Raw genomic sequence first — 17373 nt, 5'->3', positions numbered from 1 at the left:
GTAATCGTTTTATGTCGTTAAATGAATTCAATTTTATGCTTAAGTATCTAATATTTTGGTAATATATGTAGTAACTTGAAGACAAGGAGTATAAAGTGAAAAAACTTTTAATCGTTTTGTTTGCAGCGTTTATCCTTGGAGGTTTCTTAGGCTATCAACAAAATAAAAAACAAAAAGAAAACAGTCAACTTGCTCTGTTAAGTGCGGCAGCAGGTGCGACCAAAGAAAATGGCGTTACCTTACTTGATAATGTTCCTTTAATTCAACAAAAGCCTGAACTAGACCGCGGATGTGAAGTTACCTCATTGGCTATGGTCCTTCAGCACGCTGGTGTAGATGTTGATAAAATGGAGCTTGCTGAGAAGATAAAGAAAGTGGATACCCCTTACAAAAACGAGAATGGAACCTATTATTATGGCAATCCGAACGATGGATTTGTCGGGGACATTTATACGTTTGATAACATGGGATATGGTGTTTATCACGGCCCTGTGGCTGAATTAGCTGAGAAATACTTACCTGGCCGAATCGAGGATATAAGTGGTGGAACTTTTGATGAATTGTTAGCAAAAGTCGAAAAAGGAAAACCAGTATGGATTATTATTAACGCTGATTTCAGGAAGCTTCCTGCGAGTGAATTTCGAACATGGAATACTCCGTCAGGACAAGTTAAAATTACGTGGAAAGAACATTCCGTCGTGATAACGGGGTTTGATAAAGAACATGTTTATGTGAATGACCCACTGAATAAAGAGAAAAACCGGAAGTTGCCGCGAGAGGATTTTGTGAAAGCATGGAAGCAGATGGGATCGCAGGCGATTACTTATAAATAAAAGAAGGAACTCACACTCGAGTTCCTTCCTTCTTAATTCACACCATGCAGATCGATAAGTTCATAAACTAAGCGAGTGGAGTCTTTTTTCCACGTCACTTCTTTAATAACAGCTTTTCCGACCGGAGAGCTGTTTTCTTTTTTTTGCACGGGTACAGGATGATCCAAAATAAACAGCTTATAACCGTCTAATGAAATTTCAAACACATTACCTTCTAAACGCTTTTCTTTTCCAACCGTCACTAGGTTAGATTGCATGGTTATCGGCATTTGCATGTTATCACCTGCATTCTTTTTCTTTTATTGTAGCACTTATCTAAATTCTTTTTGTACGAATTTTTTTGTAGATGAAGAATGCTAGCGTGATTCCAATCAGTCCACCCGCAGCATCAATCATTACATCCTCTACATGCGGCGTTCGGTTCGGTGTAAAGCTTTGGTGAACCTCGTCAGATATGGCATACAGAATGGTTAGGATCCAGGAGGCCATAAACGTTAAACGGTTGTTTAAAAAATAATAGCTTAACGCCCGATACATCAGGAATCCCAATACGAAATACGTAAAAAAGTGTGCCGCTTTCCGTATAAAGAACTCAAGGAAGTGAGCTGCGCCTAACGCTTGTATGCTAATTTCGTCACCCGCGTAATGAAACGTAAAAGATGAGAATAGATTTTCTATGATACTCAAGTCCAAATTCGCCGAGAGCGTAGGACGAAGATCTTGTTCTTCATATGGTTGAGAGCTGGCATAAAAGATAATACCCATCCAAAGGAGGACCGGAAGCCAGTACAGTAAGATTTTTTTCATGATAGACCACCTGTTTAATATAGTACGTTTAGTAACTATACCATATCCTAGCAATCAAAAAAGACCCCGGATACCCGAAGTCTTGACTGCTATTTAAATACAGAAATCATATAATCTGCCCAAAGCTTGTGGCCCTTTGCGTTAGCCATTAAAGTACTACTGTTATAATAGTCTTTGATTTCCTCTGAATCTACGCTTGGCCAGCTGGTCCAATAATTTAGATAAGGTATATCTTTCTCTTTTGCATATGCCTCTAAACCTTTGACTTGATTCGCATATTTTACTGGAGAACTGATTGGATTGGATGGCTGTATGAAAACAATGGCGTCACCGTTCGTTTCTTTTATCCCTTCTATCAGGTTTCCAAGTACGAACAGCGTATCACCCATACTTATACCATCATTATCATTTAGTAAAGGAGCCTCAATTAAAATCACATCAGACTTAATTTTCTGAATCTCCTCATAAAGCGGATCTTCTTGAAGTTCAAGGCTTGTCTTCTCACCTATAGTTGTCGTTTGAATATCGATATCTTTTGCATATGTTTCAGTCATTTGGTTAGTAAAAAGCTGTGCCCATGTTCCTTCTTCTGTAGAAGTGTTCGTTGAGCCGATGAGATGAAACTTGAGCGGTTCGCCAGCATCCTTCTTTTGTTTGTAGAGTTCAGCTACTTCTTTTGGTGCATTGGTGAAGTGAGCTTCTTTTGATGGTTTGGCCGCTTCTGTTAAGACTTCTTCTGTAGCAGTCTCTTTTTGCAACATCCCCATCTCCCGTTTTGCTGCATAAGCCGTTTCTTCTAGTTTGTTATTGTAATAAAAGTGTCCGCCAACCACGCTAGATAAGCACGCAATCATGACAAACACCGTTAAAATGCGACGTTTCTTCACCCGCTCCAACCCCTTATATAGTCTACCATTATATTAATGTGTAAAATTTCCTAATACAAGAAAATTGTTGAAAAACGTAGAATAAAGGGGAATTGAATGTTGAGTGATAAACATACAGTTTTATCATGTGCCGCAACTCTTATTCTGCAACCATTTCTAATTGAGAATGGATACAAAAAAATCTGAATTATTCATTAATTGGTATACCAAAATGGCTTTTATTAAAAATTTTTCAGCTGATTTATAGACTTTAATCGAGTTTTGGTATACAATATACACAAGTGATAGTGATTATCATTTGAGTTAAACCATTAACGTACAGGGGGAAATGATATGTTCAATTACTTATTCGGTTCAAAAAAGGTTCAAAAACTTATTGACCGTAAAATGAACATTTTAATGTCTATTATCAAATACTAACAGAAACAAAGCATAAAAAAACCCGTCTCCTATGAGGCGGGTTTTCTGTGTACTTTTTTAAACTCATAACCTATGGATTGGTGAGAATAAAAGACGTTTACGGATGCGTCTTTATCGCAAAAACAGCACGGCACTTTTTGTGTCACTTCTTTAATATGGGGAAGTACTAAGATCTGAAGAGCCTTTCTGACATGTTTCCTACAAACGAGCATAAAGCATGTCCTCCCTTTTTAAGGTGAAGTTACAGGTGTTCGTACAGGAACTACTTTTCTTCTTTGTACCATTTTAGTAATTTCCTTGTCCCAGCTTAATTCAACATCACCGTTTACAAATGTTTGGCAGCCAAGACGGTAGCCTTGAGCGAGCAGCTCTTCACCTACTTTTTTTTTCTCGACCGGTTTGATTTTATCTGTATGTTCAATGCCCTTCTCGATCTTACACACACACGTCCCGCAGTTTCCTCCACCGCAACGATTTGGAAGTTCGCCATCATAGCGCAGAGACATTCTTAAAATATTGGAGTTTTCAGGTACCTCAAATTTCTTATCACTTGTTAAGTAATGAATAGTGGGCATATGGTTGACCTCCTAATATTGTGTTCTTGGTATACAATATACCATATTAAAAAGATTCTGACAATAATAAATTTTCTTATTATTTGCCGTTATTACGTTGACTATCGAAATTTAACCTATATAATTTTAGGTATACAATATACAATCTTGCTTATGAAACAGTCTCATACTTACAGGAGGTATAGCCATGCTTAAGGTAGGTCTTATAGGTTTTGGAGCGATTGGAAAGGATCTTGCTACTTATTTTGACGGCAGCAAAAATGGGTTGGACGCAGAAATTGCTGGAATTCTCGTACGCTCGCCTGAAAAGATTCAAGAACCGCCTTATGAAAGATGTGTTATAACAAATAATGAAGATATATTTTTTGGATTAAATTTAGATGTAGTGATTGAAGCAGCAGGTCATCATTCGGTAGAACTATATGGTGAAAAAGCTTTGCTAAATGGGTGTCATCTTATCATCGTTTCGGTTGGTGCACTAACAGATGATCATCTTTTTACCTCATTAAAAAAAGCCGCTATGTCTTCTCATAAACAATTAATTATCCCCTCAGCTGCCATTGCAGGACTGGATCGTATTCACGCAGCAGCTAATCATACGCTACATGAAGTTCAGTTAGTCAGCAGAAAACCTCCAAGGGCATGGTATGGGACATTTGTAGAAGAAAAGGTAGATTTGGCGACGATTTCAGAGCCCGTTTGTGTGTTCAATGGCAACGCAAGAGAATCTGCAAAACTATTTCCTGAGAGTGTGAATGTGTCCGCTGCTTTAAGTCTTGCGGGGATTGGTTTTGAAGAAACGAAAGTGCAGGTGTTTGTGGACCCTTCAATTGAAAGGAATTCCCATGAGATTATTGCTAAAGGACATTTTGGAGAGGTTTCTGTTAAAGTACAAAATACACCTCTGGCTGATAATCCTAAATCCAGCTATATCGTCTCCATGAGTATTGTTAAAGCATTAAAAAGTTTACAATCTCCTGTAGTTATAGGTGTCTAAGATGATACAAAAAAGAGTGAAGAGAACAGGTAAGGCTGTCTCTTCACTCTTTTTCTTTTAATCGATTTAAAAAAGCAATGTACGCTTTTTTTGAATTCTCAATGTGGATTTTTGTTAAATATTCGCCCATCTCTACTTCTTTGTTACGAACAGCTTTCATGATTTCCAAGTGTTCTCTCATCGACTCTTCTTTTCTTCCGGGCGTCTCATAACTAGAGTTAGCAAAGATTCGAATGTAGTCGGTCAATCCTGATAGAATTTCGTGCAGCTTCGGACTTTTTGCAGCTGTGTGTATGATCTTGTTTGTCTCCATATGCAGCAGTGATATTTCTTCTTCCGTTTTCCCTTCCAAATCTTGAAGCTTTTCAATCATCTTGTCAAACTCCGCTTGTGTCTCTTCACTCATTTTTTGTGCAGCGAGCTTTGATGCAAGCACTTCAAGTGATGATAGAATAGTGAAAACTTCAATCACTTCTTCTTCTGAAATGCGTTCCACGACCACTCCTTTACGCGGAACGGTCTTTACAAATCCTTGTGATTCTAATCGGAATAAAGCTTCTCGAATCGGAGTACGACTTATGCTGAGTTTCTCTGCAAGCTCTCTTTCAACGAGTCGATCTCCCGCTTTATACTCTCCGTCTAAAATCATATCTTTTAAATATCGGTATGCACGTTCTCGGATGGACAATAAGTCTTCTTGCGCCCACTTATTTTGCATAATAAAACTCCACCTGTCATTTGCTGTTTGGTATACAAATTATATCCTTAATCGCTTATAAGGGCAATTTATGTCATCTCAATAAGAGAGAAAGATTCCTCCATAGAATAAGGAAGCGACGATTACGAGTGCTGGATGAATCTTCAATTTCTCCAGCAATAGCAGACTTCCTAGCCCAAGGATAAGCAGATGAAGAACTCCAATATCCTCGAAGGCCGTTAAAAAGAATTGAAAAGCTAGAATGCCTAGAAGAATGGCAATAACAGGCTGAACTGATTTGGTCATCCACTTTACTTGTGGTGCATTCTTAAAATGATTAACAAAAGCAAACAGAATGATAACGGCAATCGCAGAAGGTGCGACCGTTGCGATCAGGGCGATAACTAATCCCACAACGCCACCTACTTCATAGCCAATATATGCTCCCATCTTAGTTGCAATCGGTCCTGGCAACACGTTTGCCATCGCTAAAAGATCACCAAATTCTTTTAAAGTAAGCCAGTTGAATTGATTGACCACTTCATTTTGAATCAACGGTATGGTAGAAGGTCCCCCACCATAACCGAGTATGTTAGATATAAAAAATGCCCAAAAAATATCCCAATAGATCATAGTTCTTCCTCCCGGCTTCTAACAACCCTTTTTATCCAAAATGGCACTTTTCCACTTTCTTTATAGGTGCTCCATACAAAAGCACTGGTCAGGAAAAAGATGATCACGAATCCAGGGTGGAGGTTTAGTACCTGGATGATGCAAAGAGAAAAAAGAGACATGCCAATCATCCATTTGTTGCCGAGCCCTTGTCTTCCTTTTTGAAAAAATTGATAGGCCATCACGGCAAGCATCACGCCAACTACAGGAGCAACCCCATGAATCATGCCTTTGACTACAGGAGAATTTTTAAACGCATACAAGCCACCCAGCAATCCTATCATAGCTATAATAGATGGAACGATATGGGCCATGATAGCAACAAACGCACCAAGAGGTCCTTTAATCTTATAGCCGATATAAGCTGCCATTTTTGTCGCGATCGGTCCAGGAAGGGTATTTGCCAGCGCAAGTGAATCCCCAAATTCTTCTTCTGTCATCCATTTGTATTTTTTTACAGCTTCATATTCAATTAAGGGTATAGTTGATGGGCCGCCACCATATCCCGTCACTCCGGTTCTTGCAAACCCAACACAGAGTTCCCAATATGTCCTCACACAAACACCTACTTTCTTTTCATAAGGTTCTAGTAACTTACGGTTAATTTTCAAAAAATATTATTTTGCAGATGTCCTTGCATGAAAACCAACCTTACTTAACAGACCGCTTCATAAAACACATGAAATAAACGGAGGGATATTCTCTATAAATAGAAAATATCCCGGTTTTTCTTATACTTTTATATCTGCTTCAACGAGTACTGGATGTCCAGTTTCTGATAATTGATCATGAAGCGCTTGAAGAGCAGCCGTTCCAACAGCCGTATCTTGCTCACCATTGCCTCCTGAGATTCCAACTCCTCCTACTACTTCCCCGTTTACAACGATTGGAAAACCACCTACGAATACGGCAAATTTTCCTCCTAGCATATGCTGAATGCCGAAAGCTTCGTTTCCTGGGAGTGCTGGACCATTTGGATAAGCATTAAACAAATGGGTAGATCTCTTGTGTCCAGCAGCCGTAAAGGCTTTTGCAATTGCAATTTCTGGACCTGTAATGCGCGCACCGTTCATTCTCTCGAGGGCAATCACATAGCCACCATCATCAACAATTGCAATCGTTTCAAGCACATTAATCTCTTCCGCTTTTTGTTTTGCAGCTTCTATCATAACTTTTGCTTCTTCTAATTCGATTTTAATAGCTGTTCTCATTGTATTATCCCCCTTACTCTTTTAATAGCCAACATAGACCGTCTTGGTTTGTGTGAAAAACTCGAGACCTACTCTACCGGACTCACGGAACGTCGATGTACTTGATTTTTTTAAGCCTCCAAACGGTGCGTTCATTAAGTTTCCTGTCGTTGTACGGTTTACTTTAACTGTTCCAGCTTGTATGTTTTTAATAAATTGTTCAGCTAGCTGTATGTTATTTGTCACAATAGATGCAGACAATCCATACTCAATATCATTAGCGATATTAATCGCTTCTTCATAAGAATTTGCTTCCATAACAGCCACAACTGGACCAAAGATTTCTTCCTGTGCGATTCGCATGTTAGGTGTGACACTCGAGAATACCGCGGGGCTTACATAATACCCTTTTTCGAATTCAGACGATGTAAGGTGCTCGCCGCCACATAAAAGGTCTGCCCCTTCGTCGACACCGATTTGAATATAGTTTCGTACATTCTTTAACTGTTTTTCATTAGCAAGAGGTCCGATGAACGCATCGTTATTAAAACCATGCCCCACCGTTAGATCCTTTGTTCGCTGTACTAGTTTTTCTAAATAAGCATCTTTTACAGAACGCATAACAATAACACGGCTCGTACCTGTACACGCCTGACCAGTTAGAGAAAACCCACCATTAATCGTTAACGAGACAGCCTCATCCAAATCAGCATCATCCATTACAATAAGGGGATTTTTACCTCCAAGTTCCATTTGAGTTCGTGTTGTCATGGAAACCGTACGGTGAATTTCTTCTCCAGCACGTGTTGATCCTGTAAATGTCACCGCTCTGATCGCTGGATGCTTTACTAGAACCTCACCAATTTCAGACGATGAACCCGTAACAAAATTCAATACGCCAGCTGGAATACCCGCTTCATGAAACGCTTCTGCTAAACGGTAGCCAATCAGCGGTGTATCAGATGAAGGTTTAAATACAACCGTATTTCCTGTAACGAGTGCCGGAGCGATTTTCCGTGCAGGAATTGAGAGCGGAAAATTCCAGGGTGTTATAACCGAAATAACACCGAGCGGCTCTTTTTCGGTATACACTCTCATCTTAGGATCGTCACTCGGAAATGTTTCACCTGTGTAGGTCTGGCCTTCAACCGCATAAAAGCGAAGTGTATCCGCGGAACGTTTTACTTCACCTAAACTTGCTTTGTAAGGCTTCCCTTCTTCTCTCGTTAATTCTTCTGCAATTTCGTTCAAGCGGCTCTCTAGTAGATCCGCTGCTTTATTTAATAGTGTAGCTCTTTTAGAAGTGGATAGAGAAGACCACGCTGGAAATGCTTTTGCAGCTGCTTCAATGGCTCTCACTGCTTCTTCTGAAGAAGTAGATTGAAAGTTTCCCACCACTTCCTCTTTGTTTGCAGGGTTTAAGCTTTGAAATGTTTTGTTCGTATCTGACTTTACCCATTGCCCGTTAATATAGTTGTCGTACGTTTTCACTTGAGTGGACAGCATACAGAATCTCTCCTTTTTCTTCGATATAAAAAATGAGGGCAGCTTCCCTCATAGCGAGAAACTGCCTTTTATCAGGTAGCTAGTTATTTTAGTAGTTTACGATTTTACTGGATCCAGGTCTTTTGCAACATATGTGCTATAAAGACCGTCCATGTACATGCGGCGCATCTTTGCACCTGTTCTTACGACCTCTAAACAACGCTGCTGAAGTTCAACAGTGTCTGCACAATCTAGCACGATCTTGTACCCACGCTCACCGTGAATTTCATCCGATACGATGTGAAGATCAAAGAATTCAATTTCCTCATCACTAAATCCGTATTTTTCACGTAAAACAGGCGTTTGTTTACGATAGATGTCTGGCACTTGAGACTCAAGTCCAACAACTAAAGCAGCCGTTGCGACAACAAAGTTCTCACGCATCGCTACTGCATAGCACCAGCTTTGCAATCCTAGCGTTGTTGGTGCAATGTTATGTGGATCTTCTACTCGTTCACGAGTTGTTCCGCATGTTTCTGCAAAACGGATAAGCAAGTCTGTATGTCTGTCAGCTGCAATTTCTTCTTCATACATATTTTGAAGAGTGAAATCTTTAGCATCCGTATATTTTTCAGGAGTACTTGCATAAATGTAAGCCAGATAGTCTGCAAACGGCCCCACATAGTGATAGTGGTTTTCTGCCCAGCGAGCAAAATGCTCTCGAGTTAGCTTACCTGTTGCCCAAGCTTCTGTAAAAGGTGCTTTCTGACTATGATTACCTTTGATCGCTTCTTCTAATTGCTTTCGGAACTCATCTTTAGATAATAATTCTGCCATTGTGGAACTCCTCCTTAGAATAGTAACCGTGGTATGTATGATTGTATTACATCCACTTGGTATTTTGTATTTGGTATACCAACTTTAACACTATAGTACCTCTTATCTTTTTGTTAAGTCAACCCTTTTGTATGAATTTTCTAACTATTTTTTCTTACCAAATGAGAATAGCTAAGAATGTCGCTAGAAATAAGCCTGTTATAACCGGTAAAAAATTCTTTCGCGCCAAGTCCAAAACAGGAACACCACAAAATCCTGCAACTGCCACTAGTGAAGACCACGCAATAATGGTTCCTCCTCCAGTCCAGATCGCACCCATCTGACCGATGGCTGCTAACGTCGTTGGCTCGATTCCAGTTCCTTGATGAAGAGCTCCAGCTAACGCACCCGTTAATGGCAGTCCAGAAAAGCCCGAACCATCGAGTCCCGTAATGATACCGATGATTAGAATGCCGAACGCTGTTAAAAATCCGTTTTGAGGAATTGTGCTTTGAGCAGCTTGTACAAGATCAAACAAAAAAGCTGGTTTCAAAGCGTCGTCTGCTAATGAAAGAATGCCCCCTGCGAAATCACCGGAACCAAGGAAAAAGAATCCTGCGATCGGTATTACAGGCCCCATAGCACGAAACGCAAAAACAAACCCTTCTGTTATATAATCGCTGATTTTATCAAGTGCATGCATACGTGCAAAAGCCAGTGAGGCTAAGACAAGTAATACGATTGCTACTCCGCCTACAAAAGCAGCTCCGTCTCCACCCTCAAGTGCGACAGCTTTTCCACCCAATTTAGTAGAAAACATGTACAGCATAACCGCCAGCATTGACAGAGGAACAAGCACAGCGAACACTTTACCCCAAACGTTTAACTCTTTGTCCGAGATATATTTTTCTGTAGTAGCGGATACTTGTGATGCGGTTTCAAGTTCTAGCTGCAAATTGTATGCGCTTACATGTTCTGATACGTCGTTTTTTACTTCACTTGGCTTTTTGATATCTTTTCTAATCATGAGATAGATAATGCTTAATGCCGTAACTCCTGTAAATAAAGACATAACAAAAGCCTTTGTGGCTACAACTTCTGTCGATACACCTGCTGCTTTTGCAGAAAGCATAGGGGCAACTTGCATGATGTAGTCAGAAGACAAAGCCATGCCCTGTCCTGCCATTGCAACCGCCATTGCTGCACCCATCGCCGGCAAGCCTGCACGAATAGCTGCAGGAACTAGGAGTGCACAAATGAGCGGAATCGCTGGAGTCGGCCAAAAGAACAGTGAAATGACAAAAGTAATTCCGATTAAAACTAGAAAAGCAACGTGTCCATTTACCATAATCCGTTGAATCGGAGCGATCATCTTTTGATCGGATCCTAGATCTTTCAATGATTTTAATAATGCCACCATAAACGTAATAATTAGAAATATACTAAACAACTCTTTTGCAGCCACAAGGTTTGCATTAAAGACTGCTTTTAATCCGCCGATCATCGATCCTGAATAGACCCATGCCACAAGCAGTGTTCCAAGCAAGGTTGGCAGGACTACCCCTTTACGAAAAAGCATTGTTGTGATTACAGCTAATGTGACAAATGCATACAACCAATGAGCAAATGTTAACTCCATCCTAGCACCTTCTTCCTATTTGAAATAAAAAAGGAATATCAGACTTCTATTGTTGTTAACTCCAGTATTTCTTTGATTGTTTTTTCAACATTGTTCAGTGCTTCTTCAACAATTTCTCTGCCTATTTCTTCGCTTGCTTGAGTAGCGTCCCCAATACATCCATTCGCTGTCATTTCTTCATATTGATAGGGACCTTGAACAGCTTTATTCGGTCGCAACTCACGCCAGATACCAGGCTGTATGTCACCTTTTTGCAGGCGATCAAGCTTAACTAAGTAAGGTGCAAGATATAGCGCTTCGGAAACTTCACGCTCACAGCTGTGCCCAAATAAAGCTGATTTCACATAAGTGGAAATGGCGTTTTTAGCAGAAGCTGTTGTTTTTGCATAATAAATTTTAACGTTTAGTTCATGAGAAAGTTCTAAACTTGCTACACTTAGCGTCGATTGATTGCCACCATGTGCGTTTAAAAGTAAATAATTCGATATTCCGTGGGTCTTCAAAGACTCAATCATATCCTTTATGATGGAGATGAGTGTGGATGGCCGGAGCGAGATCGTACCGGCAAAATTCAAGTGATGATGGGACACTCCCATGTTTACCGTTGGAGTTACGATTACGTCTGGATATAATCGTTCAGCTAGTTTAATCGCCATTTTTTCTGCTAGTACACTATCACAGCTTTCAAGCATATGCGGACCGTGCTGTTCGTGTGCACCAATTGGAATGATGGCTAATTTCACCGTCTTTAAGGCTTTTTCCACTTCTGGATAGGTCATCTCTGTTAAGAGATAGGAATTCACTTGCGGATCACCCCTTTCTCAATCATTAGACAGTTCGCATTACTTTGTGGCTAGTTTGGAATATTGTATACCTTTCAAGTTAAAATTTTTATCCTGTACCAATTCAAGATCATCTCTTACTGTCAGCTGGCAAGTTAAACGAAAACCTTCCTGAAGACGATCTCCAAGCATCTTTTCCTCCTTCCAGTTAGGCGGATTTAACTGCTCAGCCCCACCTGTCACTTTGCATGCGCATTTCGTACATTTCCCCATGCCACATCCGTATCTTAATTTAGGAAACTGTTTAATGCCCGCTAAAACAACTAGATTGCTATTTTCTTTCACTTCTTGCTCAATAAGTTCTCCATCTTGAAATAAGCGAACAGTTGGCATTTTGTACACCTCTTTCTTGTATTTAAAAGTTTGAAATTTCTGAAACTTATTTCTGATTATATCATTTGCCCGCTTTTTGTAAAATGCAAATTTCGTAAAAAAAGAGAGATATAACAGGAATAAGGTCTTTTTTACTAAATATTCAATCTATTCTAAAAATAATTGCTTTCATAGTTTCGGTTAGGTAAAATAGAGTAGTATGGTATACAAAATACAATAGTGAGGTGTAGAAATGGAAAAGTATATTATTTTAACGAACAAAGATACGTATCAAACAACCATTAAAGGCGAAGGGTTAGAGCCGGTTGAAACTTATGATTTTATCTTTTTTGAAGAAATAAAAGCAAGCTACACCATTGCCAAAGTAACAGATGATTCTATTAAAATCAGACTATATGAAAAGTATGAAGGAAAAGAATTTGTAAATGAGATTCGTGTCAAGTTCTTTGAATCCTTCGAAACAGTAGAAGGTGCACGAGCAGAACTGGATGAGATGATCGCCGCTTCTGGCTCCGGTCCAGATTCAAAATATACGAAACTTGTACTCCGAGAAACATCCGCTGTTTAATTAAAGAAGCAGCTCCCTGAACATACAGGGAGCTGCTTTTTATTTGGGTCTGTTTACCTTAAAAAATAACTTGTAAAAGTAGTATGAATGCCATCAATAAACCAAGATAAGCCATTGTAAACGGTGCATTCCAGTTTGATAGTTTATAAGGGCTCTCTTCTACTATTGTGGCCATGAGTCCAATCGTTGCGTTAAAAGGCCCCATAAGAAATGCCCCCACGGCACCGCCCAACATGGACAGCGTCAACAGCTGACTTGAAATCTGCAGTGATGAAGGATCAAGTGATTCAGCCATTAATGCCACAGCTACTGCTGGATGCAGTCCCATAAATGCTAAAACCAGTGGAACGATTGGGAGCAAGACTAAAAACAGCTCAACGCCTATTGCATCCTTTATCTGTAATAGTCCCACATTGAATAGGTAATCGGTGTTAGAAAATTTCATTGCAGATATAAAGAACCCTGCTGATAAAAAGATGACAAACTGTCCGCTCATTTTCACTACATGCGTTTGAAAATGCTCTCCCATTCCTTTTATAAAGGATTTACCTTGTCTTAGAAGTAAGCTCCAAAAAAAAGCGACTGGTATAACAAGCAGCGTTACAATAAATAGAAAACTATACGATGTACGATATTCAATAATGGATACGACCAGGTTAAATAAGATTAAGGCAATTAAAATGTGAAACAATCTGCTTGTCCGATTTGCTTGTATCGCATGAACTTCAATTGCGGCAGCTGTTTCTTTTTCAGTAAACATGGCTGATTTCCGATGCTTATGATATTGACGAGTGGCAAGCAGCCAATCAAGTGTTAGTCCCATCAAACTTAACGGGATTAAATAAGGAAGCATAGACGCCCAGCTTACACCGTTCATTTCAATCACAATACCAACGATTGGCGTGACCGGTGTCCAAAGGAGCGGCATAGAAAAACCGTGTGTGATGGCTCTGCTCATAAAACGATATTCATTTGCTACGGAATAGCGTGCTAAAGAAGGTTTTATCGCGTGATAGGTCATAGGTAAACTAGCTAAATTGATAAAACTGCTAAAAAAGTAAGAAAGCCCTGATGTCATAAAATAAAGCTGCTTCGGGTTTCTGACATTCTTTCTGATGATCTCTTGTATAGATTCAGCATAGTTTCCTAATCGGATGGGATAAGCTAGAAGCGGAACAACCATAAATAAACACAAAAGGTTCAGCATGGGTCCGAATGACAGCAGATAATCATTCCATCTTGCATTACTCGACCAAAGCATAGCTAGTCCCATTATTAAAAAGAGTGAGCTTATGACTGTAACCGTCTTCCCTACACTTTTCAAATACATTGCAACAATGAGCAAACAAAGGGTAGATACTGCCAATTGCAATAGATGAGCGGGAAAGACAACGGATAATAAATATAAAGCCATACAAACAATAAATATTAAATACTTCATCCTATCACCACATGGCGCTTATTTTTCTGAATTATATTACAAAAAGAATGAATTGGGAAGTCTTAGGAAAAGAAAAGAACCTGCAGTTAGAAGAGCGGCAACAGGTTCTTTGATCAATGCTATGGAGTTTAATCGGTGATAAGCTGCTGTACTGCGTCCATTAGGAGTTTTTGTGCGAGTTTTAGTCGTGCTTTTTCATTGAAGAGTGTTGTTTGTACTCTTTGTAGATAACCATCCCGCTCTTTGGCCATCCTCCTCACTTCATCCGGATTCGGCCCGCCTTGTATACTGCGCCGCCGTACAAATTCAATCGGACAGATGATCTCTTCCCATTCTTTTTGAGTGAGGTGTACATTTTGGTGGTTGCGAATGAGTTCATTAACTGTTTGCAACCGTAGTTCGTATAGCTCGATACTTTGTTGTGAGCATTTTTTTGCGATAGCACTTGCGATTTGGTGAGCGGTTCGAAACGGGACGTGCTTTTCTTTTGCGAGAAAGTCGGCGAGCTCCGTAATCGTGATGCATGACGTTTTTGCCCGTTTGAGCGCGGTTTCTTTGTTTATTTCCATCGTTCGGATAACCGCATGCATAAGGTGAAGCACGCGGTTCGCTTTTTCATAGCTTCGGTAAAGATGGGGCTGAAGATCATCTTCTGTATCGACGATGTCTCCGAACGGTGTGTTGTGAATCATATGGATTGCCGCGAGTGCTTCTCCTGCTGCGGAACTGGCGAGTGCGCGCGAATGCTCGATAGAAACAGGGTTTCGTTTTTGCGGCATAATTGAGCTGATTTGCACGTATGGCTCAGCTACTTTAATGATGTTATGTTCACGGGTTACGAGTTGGAGGAGATCTTGGATCCACCTGCCGCTGTTCGTCATCAGAGTTAAGACCGCTGTTGCAGATTCTATCAGGTAATCGGCCCCAGCTACCGCGTCATAGGAGTTTTCGATGAGTTGATGAAAACCGAGCAGTTCTGAGACGCGGTTTCGATTAATCGGAAAGCTTGTTGTTGATAAGGCGGCCGCACCCATTGGAGAAGAGTTCACTGTTTCGTAAGCGGAATGAAGTCGTTTAATATCACGCAGGAGTATGTCTAGGATCGCCGTTAAATAGTGCCCGAGCGTTGTCGGCTGTGCAGGCTGGGTGTGGGTGTACGCGGTTATAACGGTTTCGGCATGTTCGTCGATTTTTTCTAAAAGGGCTGTTGCTAAAGACAGTGAGCTTTCTGTGAGGGTCAGGATGTGCTCTCTCAAAGCGAGACGGTACATGGCGATTCCCATGTCGTTTCGACTTCGTGCCATGTGCATTTTTCCGGCGAGATCTGGTCCAATTATGTTGCTGATTTTGTGTTCTATCATGAAAAAAAGATCTTCAAATTGAGGGTCATATTGGAGGGATTGCGGGTCAGTTTTAGCGACAGATTCTACTCCTTGCAAAATTTTTGCGGCTTCACCTTTATCTAGGATCTCCTGTTCCGCAAGCATCACAACGTGTGCGCGGTGAATGTTAAACATATATTTAAAAAGATAGTCTCTTTGGTCATTAAAGACGGGGCGCAGCAGGTGTTCAACGTACGTTTTTCCCGGAAACACCGTGCCCTCGGCTTTTATAAAGTCATCCTTAGACTGCATGTCAGTCACTCCTAACGGTAAAGGAATACGTGTTAGTAGTGTATAGAGATTGTGGTGGGTTGGGAACTCGGTTTTAAAAGTGATGTTAACATTAGAAACCCCGTCGTCATGAAGCGTCAGGTTTCTGTTTTTATAAAATTGTGTACCTGGTTGGATGGGATTTTGTTTTTGTAGCGATTTTATCTAGAGGATCATTAATTCTGTTTTAGTTGGAAGATTTCGAGGTCTTGTTCAGCAATTCAGCCAAATCGTCTTTTATTTCTAGGATTGTTTGATGAATTTGTTTATTCAATTCAAAGATTTGTTCTAACAATTCTCGGTCGCTCACCTTGCTCACCTCCTTCAATCTCATCATATCAAAAATCATGGTGGTCATCTGCTGTTAAAACAAATCACTTAAACACAATAACTCGTTCCAAAAACAAAAGAAAAACACCCGAATTTTATAAAACTCGGGTGTTCACCTCTACATGACATCATTTCTTTTCCAAAACTGCAACAAACTCTCTCATATAGTCCGGCAGATCTGGCGGACGGCGGCTAGAAACGAGATGGCCATCAACCACAACTGGTTCATCGATCCACTCAGCACCAGCGTTCTCCATATCATCCTTGATTCCTGGCGTGCTTGTCACTTTTTTACCATCTAGTACTTTTGCCGATACGAGAACCCAGCCGGCATGGCAGATCTGGCCGATCGGCTTCTGCTGTTCCTCCATATGCTGAACCATGGCGATCACTTCTGGAAAACGGCGCAGCTTGTCTGGTGCCCATCCGCCAGGAACGAGGATCGCGTCATATTGACTCGCATCCACATCACCAAAAGCAAAATTGGCTTCTGCGGGAACACCGTATTTTCCAATGTATGTTTCTCCTGCCTTCTCACCGGCAAGTTCCACCACTGCTCCTTCTTCACGTAATCGAAGAATGGGATACCACAATTCTAGATCCTCAAAATCATGGTGCACAAGACTCAGCACTTTTTTACCTTTTAAACGCATGTTTAACACCTCCATTATTTTTATATCCTAATTAGCGTAACATGAATCCTAGTCAAGACACTATTCTTTCACCAGCACCTGATCTATGATACGATTTCTTCACTAATTACAGCTACATATAGAGGGGGGTATTTTTAAAATGGGCAAATGCACGATTGACCACACGTTAGAAGATGTGAAGCAAAAGCTAGCCGAACAATCAGCTTTTATGCCGCGTGAACTGGTGATTGAGGTTGGCGATTCTTTATCTGCTGATGCTGATCAAGACTACTTAAACGAAGTCTTTCATCTTTTGAAGAAGTATGACCTAGCGGATGAAAAGGAAAGACAAGAACGTGATGCTAAACTAATTAAACTAGTAAAATGAGAAACCCGGTATCGAGACCGGGTTTTTGTTTTTTTATCGACCACTAACTGATAGATGCCACCTCTTTTTAGTCCTCTTTATTTTCTAGTGAATCGTTTCGATTTTTCATTGACTCTCAAAATGAAAGCGCTTATAATTTTTATTAACAGATTTATCGAAACGTTTCGAT

21 protein-coding genes are annotated in these 17373 nt (G+C 40.3%); 4 read left to right on the top strand and 17 right to left on the bottom strand.

All coding sequences use genetic code 11. The features are described 5' to 3' along the window. Positions 1-95 precede the first annotated feature (95 nt). Complete coding sequence (locus QUF49_RS03470) at positions 96-833, top strand: C39 family peptidase (protein WP_289494357.1); 738 nt, start codon at positions 96-98, stop codon at positions 831-833. Positions 834-865: 32 nt separating this feature from the next. Here QUF49_RS03470 and QUF49_RS03465 read toward each other — a convergent pair whose 3' ends face one another. From QUF49_RS03465 to QUF49_RS03450, 4 genes are all read right to left on the bottom strand, one after another. Continuing rightward, positions 866-1108: a DUF2584 family protein gene (locus QUF49_RS03465; protein ID WP_289494356.1), complete on the bottom strand. Its 243-nt coding sequence runs from the start codon at positions 1106-1108 to the stop codon at positions 866-868. Positions 1109-1148: 40 nt separating this feature from the next. Then, complete coding sequence (locus tag QUF49_RS03460) at positions 1149-1640, bottom strand: VanZ family protein (protein ID WP_289494355.1); 492 nt, start codon at positions 1638-1640, stop codon at positions 1149-1151. An 89-nt stretch (positions 1641-1729) separates the two neighbouring features. Next, a complete protein-coding gene (locus tag QUF49_RS03455; protein WP_289494354.1) occupies positions 1730-2527 on the bottom strand; it encodes an SGNH/GDSL hydrolase family protein in 798 nt (265 codons plus the stop codon). Between the two features lie 650 nt (positions 2528-3177). Beyond that, positions 3178-3522: a 2Fe-2S iron-sulfur cluster-binding protein gene (locus tag QUF49_RS03450; protein WP_289494353.1), complete on the bottom strand. Its 345-nt coding sequence runs from the start codon at positions 3520-3522 to the stop codon at positions 3178-3180. Between the two features lie 187 nt (positions 3523-3709). Between QUF49_RS03450 and QUF49_RS03445 the strand changes: the two genes are divergently transcribed. Further along, positions 3710-4519, top strand: a complete 810-nt coding sequence (locus QUF49_RS03445) for an aspartate dehydrogenase (protein WP_289494352.1) — start codon at positions 3710-3712, stop codon at positions 4517-4519. A gap of 43 nt (positions 4520-4562) precedes the next feature. On the opposite strand, the gene QUF49_RS03440 is transcribed toward QUF49_RS03445, so the two are convergent. The 9 genes from QUF49_RS03440 to QUF49_RS03400 form a co-directional block, all read right to left on the bottom strand. Continuing rightward, the gene (locus QUF49_RS03440) at positions 4563-5237 is read right to left on the bottom strand and encodes a GntR family transcriptional regulator (protein ID WP_289494351.1); all 675 of its coding nucleotides are present in this window, start codon (positions 5235-5237) and stop codon (positions 4563-4565) included. A 78-nt stretch (positions 5238-5315) separates the two neighbouring features. Beyond that, positions 5316-5849, bottom strand: a complete 534-nt coding sequence (locus QUF49_RS03435; protein ID WP_289494350.1) for a chromate transporter — start codon at positions 5847-5849, stop codon at positions 5316-5318. After that, the gene (locus tag QUF49_RS03430) at positions 5846-6499 is read right to left on the bottom strand and encodes a chromate transporter (protein ID WP_289494349.1); all 654 of its coding nucleotides are present in this window, start codon (positions 6497-6499) and stop codon (positions 5846-5848) included. The genes QUF49_RS03435 and QUF49_RS03430 overlap by 4 nt, the downstream gene beginning before the upstream one ends. Positions 6500-6619: 120 nt before the next feature. Next, complete coding sequence (locus QUF49_RS03425; RefSeq protein WP_289494348.1) at positions 6620-7099, bottom strand: GlcG/HbpS family heme-binding protein; 480 nt, start codon at positions 7097-7099, stop codon at positions 6620-6622. Between the two features lie 21 nt (positions 7100-7120). Then, positions 7121-8584 carry an aldehyde dehydrogenase family protein gene (locus QUF49_RS03420; protein WP_289494347.1) on the bottom strand — a complete coding sequence of 488 codons (1464 nt, stop codon included), beginning with the start codon at positions 8582-8584 and terminating at the stop codon, positions 7121-7123. A 96-nt stretch (positions 8585-8680) separates the two neighbouring features. Then, positions 8681-9400, bottom strand: coding sequence for a TenA family transcriptional regulator (locus tag QUF49_RS03415; protein WP_289494346.1), 720 nt, complete (start codon positions 9398-9400; stop codon positions 8681-8683). Positions 9401-9554: 154 nt separating this feature from the next. After that, positions 9555-11018, bottom strand: coding sequence for a hypothetical protein (locus QUF49_RS03410; protein ID WP_289494345.1), 1464 nt, complete (start codon positions 11016-11018; stop codon positions 9555-9557). A 38-nt stretch (positions 11019-11056) separates the two neighbouring features. Beyond that, positions 11057-11821, bottom strand: a complete 765-nt coding sequence (locus tag QUF49_RS03405; protein ID WP_289494344.1) for a creatininase family protein — start codon at positions 11819-11821, stop codon at positions 11057-11059. Positions 11822-11860: 39 nt separating this feature from the next. After that, positions 11861-12193: a 2Fe-2S iron-sulfur cluster-binding protein gene (locus QUF49_RS03400; RefSeq protein WP_289494343.1), complete on the bottom strand. Its 333-nt coding sequence runs from the start codon at positions 12191-12193 to the stop codon at positions 11861-11863. A 232-nt stretch (positions 12194-12425) separates the two neighbouring features. On the opposite strand from QUF49_RS03400, the gene QUF49_RS03395 reads away from it, so the two are divergent. Beyond that, entirely contained in the window at positions 12426-12761 is a 336-nt protein-coding gene (locus tag QUF49_RS03395; RefSeq protein ID WP_289494342.1) for a hypothetical protein, read from the top strand. Positions 12762-12819: 58 nt separating this feature from the next. On the opposite strand, the gene QUF49_RS03390 is transcribed toward QUF49_RS03395, so the two are convergent. The 4 genes from QUF49_RS03390 to QUF49_RS03375 form a co-directional block, all read right to left on the bottom strand. Beyond that, a complete protein-coding gene (locus tag QUF49_RS03390; protein ID WP_289494341.1) occupies positions 12820-14202 on the bottom strand; it encodes a hypothetical protein in 1383 nt (460 codons plus the stop codon). Positions 14203-14330: 128 nt separating this feature from the next. Next, positions 14331-15836 (bottom strand): argininosuccinate lyase, encoded by a 1506-nt coding sequence (gene argH / locus QUF49_RS03385; RefSeq protein ID WP_289494340.1) that lies wholly within the window; start codon positions 15834-15836, stop codon positions 14331-14333. Between the two features lie 205 nt (positions 15837-16041). Next, positions 16042-16164 (bottom strand): hypothetical protein, encoded by a 123-nt coding sequence (locus QUF49_RS03380; RefSeq protein WP_289494339.1) that lies wholly within the window; start codon positions 16162-16164, stop codon positions 16042-16044. A 148-nt stretch (positions 16165-16312) separates the two neighbouring features. Continuing rightward, on the bottom strand, positions 16313-16837 hold the full coding sequence (locus QUF49_RS03375; RefSeq protein WP_289494338.1) for a type 1 glutamine amidotransferase domain-containing protein: 525 nt from the start codon (positions 16835-16837) through the stop codon (positions 16313-16315). Positions 16838-16976: 139 nt separating this feature from the next. Here QUF49_RS03375 and QUF49_RS03370 point away from each other — a divergent pair, with 139 nt between their 5' ends. Further along, on the top strand, positions 16977-17204 hold the full coding sequence (locus QUF49_RS03370; RefSeq protein WP_289494337.1) for a hypothetical protein: 228 nt from the start codon (positions 16977-16979) through the stop codon (positions 17202-17204). Positions 17205-17373: the final 169 nt, after the last annotated feature.

The organism is Fictibacillus sp. b24, assembly GCF_030348825.1.
Taxonomy (GTDB): Bacteria; Bacillota; Bacilli; order Bacillales; family Fictibacillaceae; genus Fictibacillus.
Note: the sequence above shows the minus strand (reverse complement) of the source record. Positions and strands in the feature narration are given on the sequence as shown.